The 14,750-nt window shown below is 44.3% G+C and carries 14 protein-coding genes and 1 pseudogene; 9 read left to right on the top strand and 6 right to left on the bottom strand.

Going from position 1 to position 14,750, the window contains the following annotated elements:
- Positions 1 to 154: 154 nt before the first annotated feature.
- Positions 155 to 541 carry a thiol-disulfide oxidoreductase DCC family protein gene (locus ACED59_RS08330; protein ID WP_017080389.1) on the bottom strand — a complete coding sequence of 129 codons (387 nt, stop codon included), beginning with the start codon at positions 539 to 541 and terminating at the stop codon, positions 155 to 157.
- A gap of 400 nt (positions 542 to 941) precedes the next feature.
- Between ACED59_RS08330 and ACED59_RS08325 the strand changes: the two are divergent.
- Positions 942 to 2,732: pseudogene (locus ACED59_RS08325) on the top strand (hypothetical protein).
- 90 nt (positions 2,733 to 2,822) lie between these two features.
- Here the strand turns inward: ACED59_RS08325 and ACED59_RS08320 are convergent.
- Complete coding sequence (locus ACED59_RS08320) at positions 2,823 to 4,166, bottom strand: sigma-54-dependent Fis family transcriptional regulator (protein WP_017098722.1); 1,344 nt, start codon at positions 4,164 to 4,166, stop codon at positions 2,823 to 2,825.
- Positions 4,167 to 4,453: 287 nt separating this feature from the next.
- Between ACED59_RS08320 and ACED59_RS08315 the strand changes: the two genes are divergently transcribed.
- From ACED59_RS08315 to soxR, 4 genes are all read left to right on the top strand, one after another.
- Positions 4,454 to 5,011, top strand: a complete 558-nt coding sequence (locus ACED59_RS08315) for a DUF1439 domain-containing protein (RefSeq protein ID WP_029224029.1) — start codon at positions 4,454 to 4,456, stop codon at positions 5,009 to 5,011.
- 226 nt (positions 5,012 to 5,237) lie between these two features.
- The gene (locus ACED59_RS08310) at positions 5,238 to 6,800 is read left to right on the top strand and encodes a glutamate synthase-related protein (RefSeq protein ID WP_017098725.1); all 1,563 of its coding nucleotides are present in this window, start codon (positions 5,238 to 5,240) and stop codon (positions 6,798 to 6,800) included.
- A gap of 325 nt (positions 6,801 to 7,125) precedes the next feature.
- Positions 7,126 to 7,647 carry an NADPH-dependent FMN reductase gene (locus tag ACED59_RS08305; RefSeq protein WP_020477192.1) on the top strand — a complete coding sequence of 174 codons (522 nt, stop codon included), beginning with the start codon at positions 7,126 to 7,128 and terminating at the stop codon, positions 7,645 to 7,647.
- A 164-nt stretch (positions 7,648 to 7,811) separates the two neighbouring features.
- Positions 7,812 to 8,252, top strand: a complete 441-nt coding sequence (soxR, locus tag ACED59_RS08300) for a redox-sensitive transcriptional activator SoxR (RefSeq protein ID WP_017087167.1) — start codon at positions 7,812 to 7,814, stop codon at positions 8,250 to 8,252.
- A gap of 17 nt (positions 8,253 to 8,269) precedes the next feature.
- Here the strand turns inward: soxR and ACED59_RS08295 are convergent, their stop codons facing one another.
- Positions 8,270 to 9,034: a carbohydrate deacetylase gene (locus ACED59_RS08295; protein WP_017098727.1), complete on the bottom strand. Its 765-nt coding sequence runs from the start codon at positions 9,032 to 9,034 to the stop codon at positions 8,270 to 8,272.
- Positions 9,035 to 9,188: 154 nt separating this feature from the next.
- A complete protein-coding gene (locus ACED59_RS08290; protein WP_017098728.1) occupies positions 9,189 to 10,517 on the bottom strand; it encodes a 6-phospho-beta-glucosidase in 1,329 nt (442 codons plus the stop codon).
- Positions 10,518 to 10,621: 104 nt separating this feature from the next.
- Here ACED59_RS08290 and ACED59_RS08285 point away from each other — a divergent pair, with 104 nt between their 5' ends.
- The 3 genes from ACED59_RS08285 (at position 10,622) to ACED59_RS08275 (ending at position 12,427) form a co-directional block, all read left to right on the top strand.
- Positions 10,622 to 11,506 carry a LysR substrate-binding domain-containing protein gene (locus ACED59_RS08285; RefSeq protein ID WP_017098729.1) on the top strand — a complete coding sequence of 295 codons (885 nt, stop codon included), beginning with the start codon at positions 10,622 to 10,624 and terminating at the stop codon, positions 11,504 to 11,506.
- A 76-nt stretch (positions 11,507 to 11,582) separates the two neighbouring features.
- Positions 11,583 to 11,963: a VOC family protein gene (locus tag ACED59_RS08280; RefSeq protein WP_009847216.1), complete on the top strand. Its 381-nt coding sequence runs from the start codon at positions 11,583 to 11,585 to the stop codon at positions 11,961 to 11,963.
- A gap of 62 nt (positions 11,964 to 12,025) precedes the next feature.
- Positions 12,026 to 12,427 carry a globin gene (locus ACED59_RS08275; protein WP_029224030.1) on the top strand — a complete coding sequence of 134 codons (402 nt, stop codon included), beginning with the start codon at positions 12,026 to 12,028 and terminating at the stop codon, positions 12,425 to 12,427.
- 60 nt (positions 12,428 to 12,487) lie between these two features.
- On the opposite strand, the gene ACED59_RS08270 is transcribed toward ACED59_RS08275, so the two are convergent.
- Positions 12,488 to 13,072: a hypothetical protein gene (locus ACED59_RS08270; protein WP_017098731.1), complete on the bottom strand. Its 585-nt coding sequence runs from the start codon at positions 13,070 to 13,072 to the stop codon at positions 12,488 to 12,490.
- Between the two features lie 377 nt (positions 13,073 to 13,449).
- On the bottom strand, positions 13,450 to 14,217 hold the full coding sequence (locus ACED59_RS08265; RefSeq protein ID WP_017098732.1) for a hypothetical protein: 768 nt from the start codon (positions 14,215 to 14,217) through the stop codon (positions 13,450 to 13,452).
- Positions 14,218 to 14,356: 139 nt separating this feature from the next.
- On the opposite strand from ACED59_RS08265, the gene ACED59_RS08260 reads away from it, so the two are divergent.
- A complete protein-coding gene (locus tag ACED59_RS08260) occupies positions 14,357 to 14,746 on the top strand; it encodes a DUF4345 domain-containing protein (RefSeq protein ID WP_017098733.1) in 390 nt (129 codons plus the stop codon).
- Positions 14,747 to 14,750 lie beyond the last annotated feature (4 nt).

Genomic DNA, 14,750 nt, shown 5'->3' with positions numbered 1-14,750 from the left:
GTTGTGGTAACTTGTCTCGCGAAACAGTAAACAGAATTTAAAGGACAAAACATGAAGTTTATTTGGTTAAAAGTCGCGGTTACCGTTTTAGTTTTTGCTGCGCTGTTTGGTGTGGTGTATTACAAAGTCGCAAGTGGTATGTCTTAACCAAGTACTATTTTGTGCAGCTGTTACCATCGCAGCGTGACTTTCCAGTTAGCCAGAAAGAGACTTTGTATCGGTTCTTGGCAAACCGAAGATAACACCAGTCGGCCACTGGCTTGAATATCGCCCAACGTAAAGGGGCGTATAGCCAACCTTTTCCTACTAAGCGCCACGCTTGGTAGGTCACGTCTAAACCTAGCAGCAGTTTTCCATTCTCATCCAGTGCATGCAAAACGGTGTTGGCTGCGTCGGCATCAATCTGAGGGTAGTCTGAAAAGGCTTCACTGTAGATATCGATGGTTTGAATCTTATTCTCGACATCATGCTTTGCAAGTGCCGCCATCTCCTTTGCGCACAATGGACATGTCCCATCGTAGAATATCGTAAGTTGTGTCATCGTCTGTTCGCCTATCATTTCACGACCTGAACCTTCAGTTACCCGTTAAGTCGGCACCCGTCAATTCAATCGCTTGTTATTCAATAATCTAGCAATGGCTACGTGATTGTACCTTTTAAAGATCACTCTCCTCGTATCAAAGCTAAAAAAATGTCTGACGTAGACACTTTGTTCATCTATTCAAGTCCTTGATTGTTTGGTCAAATCTCGGGTTTATGGACAAAGGATAACAAAGCGTCAATAAAGGTTTGCCTTCAATATATAAACATCAATCAATTCAACAAGTTGAACTTGGCTTGGAATATGCTCTATCGAACCTACGAATTGCTAAAGGATTTTCTCCAATTTGGGCAAGGCAGAAAACCCTAAAAGCATAAGTATGAACAAATGGAGAGAGAACATGAAGGTTATAAATTATTTACTTAGTGTGCTTTTGTTGTTTAGTAGCCCCGAGTTGGTGTGGGCTACTGTTGATGTGATGGAACTCGATGGTAACGCGACCAGTGATAATAGTGGTATTGATTGGGATGACGTAAATGATCCCAACAGCATGGTTGGGATTGCAGAATTTTTCGAAAAAGACCGTAACGGTATCGACCAAATCTTTTGGAAGGGTGGATCAAAAGATGATTCCGACATTACAGATTGGGCGTTCCGTACCGCGTCACCACAACCAAAAGATGACTTTACCAATGCGTATGCCGCTGCCTTTGAAAGCGAAGGTGACTTGCTGATTTACTTTGGTGCAGACCGATATGCGAACAATGGTGATATGTACATTGGCTTCTGGTTCTTACAAGACCAAGTAGGGTGGCCGGATGGGAAAACTAAGGGCGACTTTGTTGGACAGCATATCAATGGAGATATCCTTGTGCTGATTTCATTCCCACAAGCAAGTGGCGGTAATCCGTATATAGAAGTGTTGCAGTGGGATTTGAATAATGGCGATGTCACCGACAACATGACGAGAATCTTCCAAACTGATGGTGACCCTAAGTCGAATGACTTCGTTGGTGCAAGATGTGGCAGTGGTGCTGTCGGTGTCGAGAAGATCTGTGCGATTTCAAATGATGATTCTATCGGGGCAATTGATCTACCCAATGTACAAGGTTGGGAGTATCTCGCGAAAACGGGTGAAACAACCTCTATTCCGACAGAAAGCTTTGTGGAAGGTCGATTAAACTTGTCAGCTCTGTTGAATGATGAGTTTGGTATTGAGGATATTCCTTGTTTCAGTAGCTTCTTAGTGGAGTCACGAGCTTCTCGTTCGATTGATGCATCTTTGGCTGACTTCGTTGTCGGTTCATTCAGTTTATGTAGCATCAATATAGCGGCGACTTGTAACACAACCAGCTTTACGGTTGATGGTATGTTCAACATAGATTACACCGTGACGGTTACCAACACTGGCCCTGGTTCGTTAGGCACCAATGGTGACTACTAAGTGGCCTTTTTATCTGAGTCACCAATCTTAGGTGCGCTTCCAGTGGTTGGTAACGGCGATGAAGTGTGGAGTGTCGGTGAGTCATTCGCAATCATGGGGAATTATCTGTCTGTAAATAACGGTGCCGTCGGCGTGATAGATGGTGCGGTGGATCTTGATGGGCTTATCGTGAATGCTCAAGCGCCAGTGGCCTACAATTGTCCACCAATAGACTTGAGTCCAATGGTTGAGATTTCTAAGGTGTGTAATAGCTTCTTAGAGGTTGATGGCGGTCAAGTTGTGCTTAAGAAAACCTATGATGTTGAAATATGTAATACCGGTGATATCCCATTGGCCATTGAATCGCTGGTGGATTCTAAGGATGACTCTCTGAGCCGTTCTGATTTACCTACTGAAGTAGTCAACAGCAGTTATTACCTCGACTTTGCTTTACCTTGTGATGATCTTGAGGATGTGACCACATGTGGTGCTGGTAATATGTGTAGTGCATTAAGTGCCGACCCTGAGCTGTTTGCTTGTAAAACGGGTGAAGGAGAGTGGATACCGAACTTTGGTGATGCGATTGGTCAAGTGTGTACACAAGTAAGTAAAACTTATGCGCCAAATGTGTTACCAACCGGAACTGCAGGAATGCTATCTAATCAAGTGACAGCAACGTTTGACTCGCTGTTCTTGCAACAAGCATTTATGGAAACATCGAACATTGCAACCTGTGATGTTTGTCCGTTTACTGTTCCTGAGCCATAAGCACTTTCATTAATTGAGTACAACTAAACTCCAAAGCAGCCTAGTTCGTTAGGCTGCTTTATTAGTTATTTAGCTAGCTAGTTAGGCTACTTAAATTACTATCTGATGTTTTTTGATCAGCTTGTATAAGGTTGTCCGAGAGATAGATAACGCTTTAGCGGATTGGGAAATATTGTAGTGGTGTAGCTGAATCACACGACGAACATTTTTTGACGAAAGTCGAGTATCATTTTCTACGTCGGGCGACGCGTCTTTCAATTGAATCCCCATATGACGAGTAGAGAGGGCGCTTGAATTAGAAAGAACAATCGCCCTTTTTATGCAGTTGAATAACTCTCTAACATTGCCCGGCCAATGGTACTGTTTCATTTGCTCAAGGGTGTCACTAGGCAGTTTGGTTTTGGATGCGTAATTGTGCTTCAGTTCAAATCGAACCAAATCTTCAATGTCTTCTTTGTGATCATTGAGTGGTACTAGGTCTAATGGAAGTACATTGATGCGATGAAAGAGATCCTTTCGAAATTTACCCGCAGCAACGGCTTGTTCGATATTGACGTTGGTGGCGAAAATTACACGGCAATCTACGGGCAATTGGTTATTACTACCGAGTCGTTCTATCGAACTATTTTCAAGAAAGTGGAGCAGGTAAGTTTGCAGCGAAAGTTCAAGGTCGCCGATCTCATCCAAAAATAGTGTGCCACCATTCGCTCTTTCCACGTGTCCGACGTAGCGTTTGTTTGCACCCGTGAACGAGCCTTTTTCAAAGCCAAATAACTCTGAGTGAATCAGGGATTGTGGAATTGCGCCACAATTTACAGCGATGAAAGGTTTTTGACTGCGGGCTGAGGCCTCATGTATTAAACGAGCACATAGGCTTTTTCCTGTTCCGGTTTCCCCTTGAATCAGCACTGGAAAATCGTTGTTAGCGATCTTGGCTATCTTCTTTTTAAGTTGCTGGATGGTTCTGGATTGCCCCACCAATTGACATTCATGGCACGAGACAGGCTTAGGTTTAGTTTGCTTGGTGTCGACCATGCCATACGCATGGCCTAAATTTCGACAAAGCCATTCTGTATCAATAGGGAGGTGGTAATAATCCCAAAAGGTTTGTTTAATGAGCGATAAGTTGCGTCTTGGTGGTTGGTTGCAGATAGCGATTGCTTTTAAATTTGGAGAGTGAACCTTTAACGCTGATATTTGCTCACATTGTTTGTCGATTGAGGATGATGTTAGACAAGAAACCACAATTGGTGCGTAGCTTTCGCTGCGTGTATCGAGTAAGTGAATGGCCTGTTCGGTTGTTTCTGCAACTTGAGCTTCCCAGTTATGGAGACGCAGTTCTCCGACCCACTGACTATGGTGCAGGCATGCGGTGTTGCATAACAAAATCACAGAACGAGTTATTGGCTCAGGTGATACTCTTTTTGATGGCATTGTGCTCACTCTTCATGTTTCGATATCCATGATGAAACCTTCAGTAAGCCCCCTAAATATCCCATAAGCTTAGAAGCAAAATTCAATTAATTCGAGTACACAAACCTAAGAACGTTGAGCAAGTAAGTGGCAGTGCTTCAAGCGAGAAAGCCAATCTGGTGCTTTACTTACTGATAGTTATACTTATTAATACACGTATTCACGGATATTGTGTTTTTGCTGTTTTGTGTATTGATGATCACAAGGTAAACTCCGCGGTAATCACTAACAATAAAGAGCTGATATTGATGATAATTAACGTAGCAAAAAAGTTCATTTTGGCAGCGTCTGCACTGATATTAGGTGGTTGTGTTAGCTACAGCGTGACTGAGCAAGAAATGACGAACTACCTTCAAGATTCGGTGATGTTAGAGCAAGAAGTGGGTGTACAAAACGTTATGTATGCGCAAGTCGCTGTCGATGACTTAGCGGTGCAAATTGGCCGAGCTGATGCCGAGCGCGTTTCTGTTCTGGCGAATACCAATGCACAAGTTCAGGTGTTTAACGTGCCGAACATGAGGTTGGATCTTGATATCGAGTTCAGTGCGATTCCTGAATACGACAAAGAGAGTGGCGAGGTCTACTTAAAATCTCTGCGTCTTGAGCGCTTTGAGGAGAAGGGAAAGCAGCTTTCTCCTGAAATAGAGAAGTTACTAAAGCCTGCCGTTTCTATGATTGGCTTTGCTTTGTCCCAGTCACCGGTTTACAAATTGGATAGCAACAAGGTTCAAGAGTCATTGATCAAGTCATCGGAACCTAATCTAGTGATTAAAGACAACAAGCTGGTCATCGAGTTATTCGATTAACCTTTCACGTTTAGCTTAGACTCAGATTTAAAACACAATGGCTGCCGATTTGGTGGCCATTTTTGTTTGTGTTGAATCAGCAAGATTTCTGTTTTTAGGCTGTCTATCCAGCTTGTTTTCTCTGGCTCATTCATTGAATTAGCCGCGTATCTCACCTTTACTTTACTCTTGTGAGCAAGTCATCGCTTCAGTCATCAAATCATAAGAAAGAAAAGGTGAGCGAACTATGAAGAATCCAGTAATAGCGGATAACAAACCCGTTAAGGTCGAGCTAACAGAAGGGGAGGAGTATTACTTCTGTACCTGTGGGAAATCGAAAAACCAACCGTTTTGTGATGGTTCTCATGCAGGAACGGGCTTCAAACCGAAGAGTTTCGTGGCCGAGGAAACCGGTGACGCTTACCTGTGCCGCTGTAAGTATTCAAACAATCTCCCATTTTGTGACGGTACCCATAAACAGTTTACGGCTGAGCAAGTGGGCCAAGAAGGCCCTGATGTTCATATCCAAGCGGCAACGCCCGATCTCTCACCTGCGGCTTCTGCAACCAAAGAGGAGCCCACGGTTGAGTTCATTCATCAATTAGCACGAGATGGCTTATCCAAAGTGGGTCACCATGGGCCGATGACCTCAATGGGTGTTCCAAGATATCTACTGCCTCACTGGGATGATATTCAAGTGATGGTTGCACAAATGGCGACCAAACCGTTATTGGAACATGTGCCCGTCGGTACTGAGCTTATTATTGGGCCAAAAGCGAAAAAGCCGCTTAAATTGAACATCTCTTTATTTGTGTCTGATATGAGTTTTGGTTCGTTATCTGAAGAAGCGAAAATTTCTTTAGCGACAGGCGCGGAGCTTGCGGGAACGGGAATTTGCTCGGGTGAGGGCGGAATGCTACCTGAAGAGCAAGCGGCGAACTCACGTTACTTTTATGAATTAGCCAGCGCACAATTTGGCTACGATGAATCTAAGCTCAAAAATGTCCAAGCCTTCCATTTTAAGGGTGGGCAGGGTGCTAAAACCGGAACAGGCGGTCACCTACCTGGGGCGAAGAACATTGGCAAGATAGCTGAGGTGCGTGGTATTGAAGCAGGTACAGCCGCGATTTCTCCACCCACCTTTGTTGATCTAAAAACCGTCGAGGATTTCAAAAAGTTCGCCGACCGAGTTCGAGAAGTGACTGGCGGGATCCCAATTGGCTTCAAGTTGAGTGCCAATCATATTGAAGAGGATATTCAGTTCGCATTGGATGCTAGTGCCGATTACATCATCTTGGATGGTCGAGGCGGTGGTACTGGGGCGGCGCCAGAAATGTTCCGTGACCATATTAGTGTGCCAACTATTCCTGCGCTTGCTCGTGCCAGAGCTTATCTAGACAAGCAAGGCGTCAGTGACAGAGTCACCTTAATCATTACTGGTGGGCTTCGTGTTCCGATGGACTTTGTAAAAGCGATGGCGCTTGGTGCAGATGGTGTCGCTATCTCGAACAGTGCCATGCAGTCGATAGGGTGTGTTGCTGCCCGAATGTGTAATACCAATAATTGCCCGGCGGGCATCGCGACTCAAAAAGCCGATTTACGCCAACGGTTAAATGTCGAGAAGGCCTCGAATCAATTGAAGAACTTCTTCGAAGCCTCGACTGAATTGATGCAAGTGATGGCGAGAGCATGTGGTCACGACCATTTGAATCAATTTAATCCTCACGATTTGGCAACATGGAATCGCGAAATGGCCGAGCTATCTGGAGTCGCTTACTCTGGTGTCAGTTCATCAAATCAACTTAAGTAAATAGTATTTCGATAAAGCACACTCACTGTATTTTGGGTGTGCTGACTTTTTCCTGTGTAATGCCAACCTATGTTTAACCTTTCGTAATTAACTGCTTTATAAGTATTTTTAAGTTATTTCCTATTTTTTGAAAATATCGCTTTACCTCAAGTTAACTTGAGGTTTTATCATCATCCCCAATCTAAAAACACAATCTATCACCTTGTCGCCTAGTGCAGGTTTTGATGTTATCAAACAGACGTTACGAATCTTCAGTTATGAACTTTGAGCTCCGTAATTGAAGTCATGAGTGCAAAAAGGTGAGAAAAATGAACAAGGATCAACAATGAAAGTATTAGCGATTGGCGCGACCAACAGTAAAGCATCGATTAACCAACAATTGGCAGCGTACACCGCAAGCTTAGTTGAGGGCGCGCAAGTAGAGGTGCTCGATCTTAATGATTTCGAGATGCCCATTTACAGTGAAGACAGAGAAAAAGAGTCCGGTGTCCATCAACATGCGCAGCGCTTTTTTAGCAAGATTGGCGAAGCAGATGCTGTGGTCATCTCTTTTGCAGAGTACAACGGTTCATACACCGCAGCCTTTAAGAATGTGTTTGATTGGACATCTCGAATCGACATGAAAGTGTATCAAGGCAAACCTGTTGTTATGCTCTCCACATCACCAGGCCCAGGTGGCGCAAGCTCTGTGTTGTCGTCTGCGGTAAACTCGGCACCTTACTTTGACGCAGATGTGAAGGGCTCGATGTCGGTGCCGAGTTTCTACGACAACTTTAATGTAGAAACGGGTGAGATCATCAATGCCGAAATAGCAGAGAACTTGAAATCGATCATGAGTCAGATTTAGAGAGCGAGAACACCACAATAAAACAAAGCAGCTATTTGCGTGGTTTCTTTTCATTGCGCCCGTTATCAAAGTTTAAGGACATTAACTGGTTAAGGTAACAATAGGTCGCTATTCTAAAGTTAAAGTAAGCTTTAAATATTTATGATCTCAGGGATAGTGTAACAATGAGAAACATCGTATACCTCAGCATCGGCCAGTTGGCAGAGCGCAGTGGCGTGGCTCCTTCGGCGTTACGTTTTTACGAAACCAAGGGGTTGATTGCTTCAATTCGTACTAACGGAAATCAACGCAGGTATCAGTCGGCGATGTTGCGTCGAATCGCGCTGATACAAGTCGCGCAGTCAATAGGCTTCACGCTGGAAGAGATCACCGAAGAGTTATCGACACTGCCGATGAACCATACCGCGACTAAGCGAGATTGGGAGCGCGTTGCTAAGAAGTGGCAGGGGCAACTCGACAGTAAAATGGCGCAGATTAAATCGCTACAAGAGAACTTAACAGGTTGTATCGGCTGTGGGTGTTTGAGTATGCAGAAATGCCACTTGTTGAACCCTGAAGATATTTTGCATGATCAAGGGCAGGGCGCACAACGGATCGTTGAGTAGCCCTGAATTAATGTATCTTATCTGAGATCGTCGAATCCAATGCACTCAATCTGATGGTCAGCCAACCACTGTTTTAGCGCAGGGCTAGTGAGAAGTTGATGCTCTTCGACGCGTTTATCACTATAGCTTGATAGGGACTTAAGCTGTTCACTTGCCACTGATGAAGGGTGGCACATTAACTCAAGCACACCATCAGGCATCATAGTTTGGTAGCTCAGCAATAAATCTTGCAGGCCATTAAGCGATACGCCTTCGTCAAAGAAACGCATATCGAAAGCATCTGGCGTTGGCACTCGCAGTGCATCTTGGCCACTTAGGATGTTATCAATTCGTCTAACTGGAAGACCAATGCGATTCACTGTGTGGGTAAACGCTGCTTTTAGAGATTTAAATACACCACCAAAGTGATGGCTGTCGATATGGTTAATCTTTAAACCGGCATCGACAGCGGCTTGATATTGCGCGTTGAGTTCGAGCATCACCTCATCTTCATTCACGTCTGATTTATCGAACAGGGTGACGTTGCTAAAGAAGTGGCCGTGTTCTTCGACTAAGCTCGGAACTAACTCTGGTGAAGTCAGTGGTTTGCCTGCGGTGACCGTAAAGTGCAAGCCAACTTCAGGGACTAAACCTTGATGATAGAGCTCAATCGCGTGCTGTGTACCCGGTTGATTCATCATGATGGTGGTCGACTTAACCAACCCCGCCTTGAAGCAGTCAACGATGCCATGGTTCACGCTTTCAGTGAGGCCGAAATCATCGGCGTTGAGTATCAATTTCATCATGACCTCTTATTAAAAGATTTGGATTCAATATCTTGAATTAGCTCTGCTGTCATTGAGCTCATTAGCTTGTTATCACCGAGCTTATTAACTGTTATCACTGAGCTCATTAGCTGTTATCACCGAGCTTATTAGTGGCTAACAAAATGCCACATTAAGCGAGTCGATGAGCGAACGCAGGCATGAAGTCTAAGTTCTCGCGAATGGTTTCTTGCAAAGCCTCGTCGATGTGCGAACCACTATCGACGATAGGGTTTAAGATCAGGGCACGTTTTGCTGTTGCGATGTCACCCGTCATCGCCGCTTTAACGGTCAAGGTTTCAAACTCTTTCATCTGCTGAATCAAGCGCAGCGTGTCGCTATCAAAAGGTTCAACGTTGAGTGGCAGGATCGCACTGCTGGTGATTACCGAACTTACTTCTACCGCACAATCATCGGGTAATCCTTGAATCGCACCATTGTTGCGAGTGTTGACGTGCATGATAGAACGTTTGTTGTTGTGAATACTGCTCATCAGCTCACAGGCCGCTTCAGAGTAGTAAGCACCGCCTCGTTCTTCTAACAATTTAGGCTTGGTATCGAGCATGGGATCTTTGTAGATCTCTAACAACTGTTGCTCAACCTTGGCAACTAGGTCTGCGCGATTGGTGTTGCTTTCGGACGCAGCAAACTCTTTGTCTAAGATATCTCTGGATTGGTAGTAGTAACGTAGGTAAGCACAAGGAACGATGTTCAGAGAACGAATCAATTCAGAGTCCCACTCAAAAGGAGGGATGTTCTTTGGCATCATTTGATCGTTACCACCAAGGAGTTGTTCGATGAGTTCTCCCAACTTGTCTTCACCTTTATGAAGCACCTTACGAGCCCACACTAGGTGATTTAATCCGGCAATTTGCATCGTGATATCTTTACGTTCTGCGTCGAGCATTTTCGCCGCGCCTAGCTCCATGTTGACGGGAACGTTACATAGACCAACGGTTTTAATGGTTGAGTGCTTAATCAGTGCTTCCGTTACCATGCCTGATGGGTTGGTGAAGTTGAGTAACCACGCATTCGGACACAGTTGTTCCATCTCTTTCGCTATATCGAGTGCAATCGGAATGGTTCGGCACGCATTAGAGAAGCCACCCAAGCCATTGGTCTCTTGGCCGATCATGCGATACTTCAGAGCAATCCTCTCGTCACGTAATCTTGCTTCCATTCTTCCTGCGCGAAATTGTGAGCAGACAAAATTGGCGTCTTTCAGGGCTGATTTTCGATCTGTGGTGAGGTGAACATTAATCTCACAGCCTGCTTTGTTTATCATTCGCTTGGTGAGCGCCGCGATTATCTCTGCTTTTTCCATGCCTTGTTCGATATCGACCAACCACAGATCAGAGATAGGTAATTCGTGATGGCGCTTGAGCAGTCCTTCAACGAGCTCTGGGGTGTAACTTGATCCACCACCAATCACAGTTACTTTGAGTTTTTGATTCTGTTGCATGCTGTTCACCATTTTATGTTGTAGATTACTTGGTTTAATTTATATGATGGTTACATACGCCGACAAACCAGTTACGACGACTTATGAATTAGTGGGGTTAATGCATGGGGCTGTTCGAAAATCGCCAACAAACGCTGTCACTGCTGCACACCTTCAGTGTTGCGGCTAAACATTTAAGCTTTACGCTTGCCGCCGATGAGCTCTTCTTAACGCAGGGAGGGGTCAGCCATCGCATTAAAAAACTCGAACAACAATTGAAGTTCAACCTGTTTGTGCGCAAGACAAGAAAGCTCGAACTGACGCCAGAAGGTCAGCGCGTGTTATCCATGTTGAACGTCTCGTTTGAGTCTATCTTTTCCGAACTCATGGATATTCAAACGGGTGAGCTAAGCGGGGAGTTATATATCGCGACATCGCCTTATTTCGCTTCCTCGTGGTTGATGCCGCGCTTGCCAGAGTTCAGACGCTTGTATCCGAATCTAAGCATCAAACTGCAAACCAAACAGAGCCAGTCAGACTTCCAGTTTGAACCTTATGACGTGGCAATTTTCTATAGCGAAGGCCATTACCCAAACCATTACAGCGAGCGATTATTCAGTGGAGTAAGAACTCCTGTGTGCAGCCCTGAATACGCGAAACACTTCAAACTAGACCAAGGCATTCAACACTTAGACGATGTTCGCTTCATTCACAGTGGCGATATCACTGCGTGGCAGCGTTGGTTGTATGAAGCTCAAAGTGATACCAACTGCGCACTTCAGTGTGACTATTACAGTGATAATCGCTTGGCGATGGATGCGGCGATATTATCGATGGGGCTGGCACTAGGGCGGTTAGAGTTTATGACACCGCAGATTGAACAAGGCTTATTGGTCGCGCCTCTTATGAGCATTGAATCGGGCAAAGGGTATGATTTAGTGTGTCCGAAAGGCATGGAGCAACGAACTAAGTTTCAGGTGTTTGCTCAATGGGTTAAGCAACAGTTGTGACCGAATAGCGTGCCTAGACAAACACGAATTATAGGTCTAGTTTAGGTGGTTCTTTCAATAAAAGAAGAGGTTAGTTATGTTCAGCCATGTTTTTCTCGGTACCAAAGATATTGAACGCGCGAAGGCTTTTTATGACCCAATCATGAAAGTGCTTGGTTATAGCGAAGGTTCTGTTGATCCCAAAGGGCGCTGTGTTTACGTTAGCCAAACGGGTGTGTTGGGTTTAACGAAGCCGATTGATGGTCAGCCTGCGACTCACGGCAACGGTATGACGGTGGGTTTTCTTGCATCCTCCCCAGAAGTTGTAGATGAGTGGCATCGTGTTGGCGTCGAAAATGGCGGTACCAGTATTGAAAATGGCCCCGGAGCGAGAGGTTCTGACGAGCGTCGCTTGTACATGGCTTATTTGCGAGATCCTGATGGAAACAAGATCTGTGCAACTCACTTTATGCCATAATGGCTTATACTTAGATGACATGGACTGTTAAGGATCGCTGGCGAATGCGAAGAACCAACAAAATGACACCTAATGAACTGTTTTATGAAAGCTTTGAGCGTTGCAGGATCGATGAAGAATTTCTAGAAACATTTTTGGCGGACTTCTGCGAACACAACCCTAGGTTTTCAGAGCGATTTGAAAACATAGGGTTAGAGCAACAAACCAAGATGCTTAAAGCTTCAATCATCCTTATCTATAACTCTGCAGGTCTGCCGAGCGTACGAAACTCGGTGAGAAAGCTTGGGAAGCGACATAAAGATTTAGGCATGGATATTTCTGAGCAAGAGCTCAACGAGTGGTTTAATTCCTTGCTCAATACGGTTAAAAAATACGATCCACTTTATGATGAAAATATCGAACAAGCTTGGGCACATACCTTGGAAACAGGACTTGCTATCATGAAGAAAGAGTGTGTAGTCTGAATCAAAAAATGTACAAAGTAAGCCCCACACAACAAGAGGCTTACTTTTTTATCGACTCAATTAAAAGGTAAAGCCTGCTTGGATACTCAGTACCGACTCAGCGGTATACCAACCAGTACTTCCGCCGAACTCATACCAATCAAATCCAGCTCGAGTCACAAACTTGGAGTGGCCGAAAACTGGTTTTAGTGACTTGTATTCTGCGCCGATGCCGTAAGTTAAGCCAAAATCACCATGGGACCCTTTGTGGACTTCATTATTATCGCTAGATCGGAACACCAATTTGGTATCTGAGTGTGCGTAAAACGCGCCCGCCTTACCATAAACAGCGAAGTTTTCGCTGAAGCTGTGCTTATACATAGGTGTTAATGAAAGCATTAAAGAATCGAACTCTTGCTCTGTTTGAAGCACCTTGTCACCATTATAGCTAGTAGACTTATCGTCAGTGCTGATAACAAGTAACGTCGATTCAATATACCAATTGCTTTGAACGATCTGGCTACCTAACGTGAATTGAGCGCCAACGTCACCGCTATCCATACCTACACCACCTAATGTGTACATTTCGTTTGATGCGAAAGCTGAAGTTGATGCGATCCCCGTAACTGAGGCAATCGTAAGAGCCGCTAAGACTAATTTTTTCATTGTTTTTACTCTGGTTTGTAAATTTCGGGAGAGGATTTTAGCGGCATTTTCAAAATAAAAAACACTGTTCGAATGGGCGATGGTAAGATTAAATGAAGATTAAATATCTCAAAACATAAGCCTGTATTTCCATGATCTAAAATTACAATTTTTTAGATGGATCAAATGCGCGGTGTGCGAGAGTTAGTCTATGATTTAATGGGTTTTCTATGAGGGAGGGCGGTGCATGTTTCACGCAGAAAAACCTCTGGCGACGGAGGTCATCACCAGAGATAAGAATCATTCGAGGCTTACGTTTTAATTGAAATTAAATCCAAATGACCAATGTTGGGTTGGCATTGGATTGGCCGAGGTTCTAACACGTTACGATAATCGGATTAAAAGTGAGCAGCCCAACCAATCAGGAACCCTTGCGATGCGGTATCGTATTCAAAGGTACCTTTATTTTCGTAATCAACCCAAGTGGATTTATACGCCAGATTTAAATCCGACCAGTCGTTAATTTGATAGCGAGCGCCGGTTAACAGAGATGAGGTAAAGTCGGTATCGCTTCCAAGGCCCATATCTAAGCTCGTGTGCACAGTCCAATTTTTGTTGAGTTCCTTGGTCCAACGAACGCCTATCAGATAATCAATCCAATCTTCTTCTAAAGATCTTGAATTCAGGGTTGTCCCGCTGTTTGTGTAGAGTTTGGAATCAATATCGTTATCCCACCAGCGTAATCCAACCATATAATCAATGGCACCAATGTCGTATTGGTAGCGTTTAAAGCCTTTTGCTTCTAAAACGCCTTGTCTGATCTCAAGCTTGCCATTAAGAATGCCTGTGTTGCCAATGATTGAATCTGACTGTCCGCTCAGTTTCATGTAGCTGTAGTCAACGTAATAACCCCACTGATTGTTATAGACCCCCTCTAGTCGAAGCATCGCCCCCATATCCAAATGATCCATGATGAACGCTGGGTCAACATCAACATCGCTGGACAAATTACCAATGGTGGTATCGCCACGAATATTCAGCGTCAGTGCGTAAATTTCAATGCTGTGTTGCCATTTTTTGGTGTCTGTTTGTGAGTCGGCCTGTTGCGCATTTACGGTTGAGCTAGCGACCAATGCAAATGTGAGAACGTAACGCCCTTTAGCCATATTGATATCCCTATCTTCGGTGTGAAATAGCAAGGTTGTGAATGTTTGCTTTAACCACTTGGTTTTTACATATGCAACTTGTATAACTCTGATTGTAGACTATGTTTTTTGAAAAGAGCCAAATTAAAAGAGTAAGGATATGAAGCAACAAAGCGTTTTTTTGTTCGTCGCAGTTATGGGTTTAACACCGATAGCTTTGTCGTATGGTTATGCCCCGGTTGTCTCCCTTGATTATCTTTTCGGAATTGATGCTAGCCCTATCAATGTCACTCATATCTTTCGTGCCGTGATGGGGTTGTACTTAGCGTTGGCTCTGTTTTGGATAGCAGGGGCGTTACTAAAGAAATACCGACTGGCAGCACTCTACAGTTTGGTGGTCTTCATGTTGGGTTTGGCTGCCGGCCGAGTCATTAGCTTGTTGATAGATGGCATGCCTTACTGGCTACTTGTCGTTTATCTACTATTGGAGCTTGGCTTTGGTTTGGTAGGAATAAAAATGGTTCACAAAGAGCAATCTGAAACAGTATAAGGAC

Origin of the sequence: Vibrio sp. FF266 (genome assembly GCF_041439695.1) — a bacterium.
GTDB lineage: Bacteria > Pseudomonadota > Gammaproteobacteria > Enterobacterales > Vibrionaceae > Vibrio > Vibrio tasmaniensis_A.
This window is presented reverse-complemented; position numbering and strand designations above follow the sequence as displayed.

Coding starts and splice junctions, on each gene's coding strand:
- ACED59_RS08330 (WP_017080389.1), bottom strand. CDS start 541: ATGACACAACTTACGATATTCTACGATGGGACATGTCCATTGTGCGCA.
- ACED59_RS08320 (WP_017098722.1), bottom strand. CDS start 4,166: ATGCCATCAAAAAGAGTATCACCTGAGCCAATAACTCGTTCTGTGATT.
- ACED59_RS08315 (WP_029224029.1), top strand. CDS start 4,454: ATGATAATTAACGTAGCAAAAAAGTTCATTTTGGCAGCGTCTGCACTG.
- ACED59_RS08310 (WP_017098725.1), top strand. CDS start 5,238: ATGAAGAATCCAGTAATAGCGGATAACAAACCCGTTAAGGTCGAGCTA.
- ACED59_RS08305 (WP_020477192.1), top strand. CDS start 7,126: ATGAAAGTATTAGCGATTGGCGCGACCAACAGTAAAGCATCGATTAAC.
- soxR (WP_017087167.1), top strand. CDS start 7,812: ATGAGAAACATCGTATACCTCAGCATCGGCCAGTTGGCAGAGCGCAGT.
- ACED59_RS08295 (WP_017098727.1), bottom strand. CDS start 9,034: ATGAAATTGATACTCAACGCCGATGATTTCGGCCTCACTGAAAGCGTG.
- ACED59_RS08290 (WP_017098728.1), bottom strand. CDS start 10,517: ATGCAACAGAATCAAAAACTCAAAGTAACTGTGATTGGTGGTGGATCA.
- ACED59_RS08285 (WP_017098729.1), top strand. CDS start 10,622: ATGGGGCTGTTCGAAAATCGCCAACAAACGCTGTCACTGCTGCACACC.
- ACED59_RS08280 (WP_009847216.1), top strand. CDS start 11,583: ATGTTCAGCCATGTTTTTCTCGGTACCAAAGATATTGAACGCGCGAAG.
- ACED59_RS08275 (WP_029224030.1), top strand. CDS start 12,026: ATGACACCTAATGAACTGTTTTATGAAAGCTTTGAGCGTTGCAGGATC.
- ACED59_RS08270 (WP_017098731.1), bottom strand. CDS start 13,072: ATGAAAAAATTAGTCTTAGCGGCTCTTACGATTGCCTCAGTTACGGGG.
- ACED59_RS08265 (WP_017098732.1), bottom strand. CDS start 14,217: ATGGCTAAAGGGCGTTACGTTCTCACATTTGCATTGGTCGCTAGCTCA.
- ACED59_RS08260 (WP_017098733.1), top strand. CDS start 14,357: ATGAAGCAACAAAGCGTTTTTTTGTTCGTCGCAGTTATGGGTTTAACA.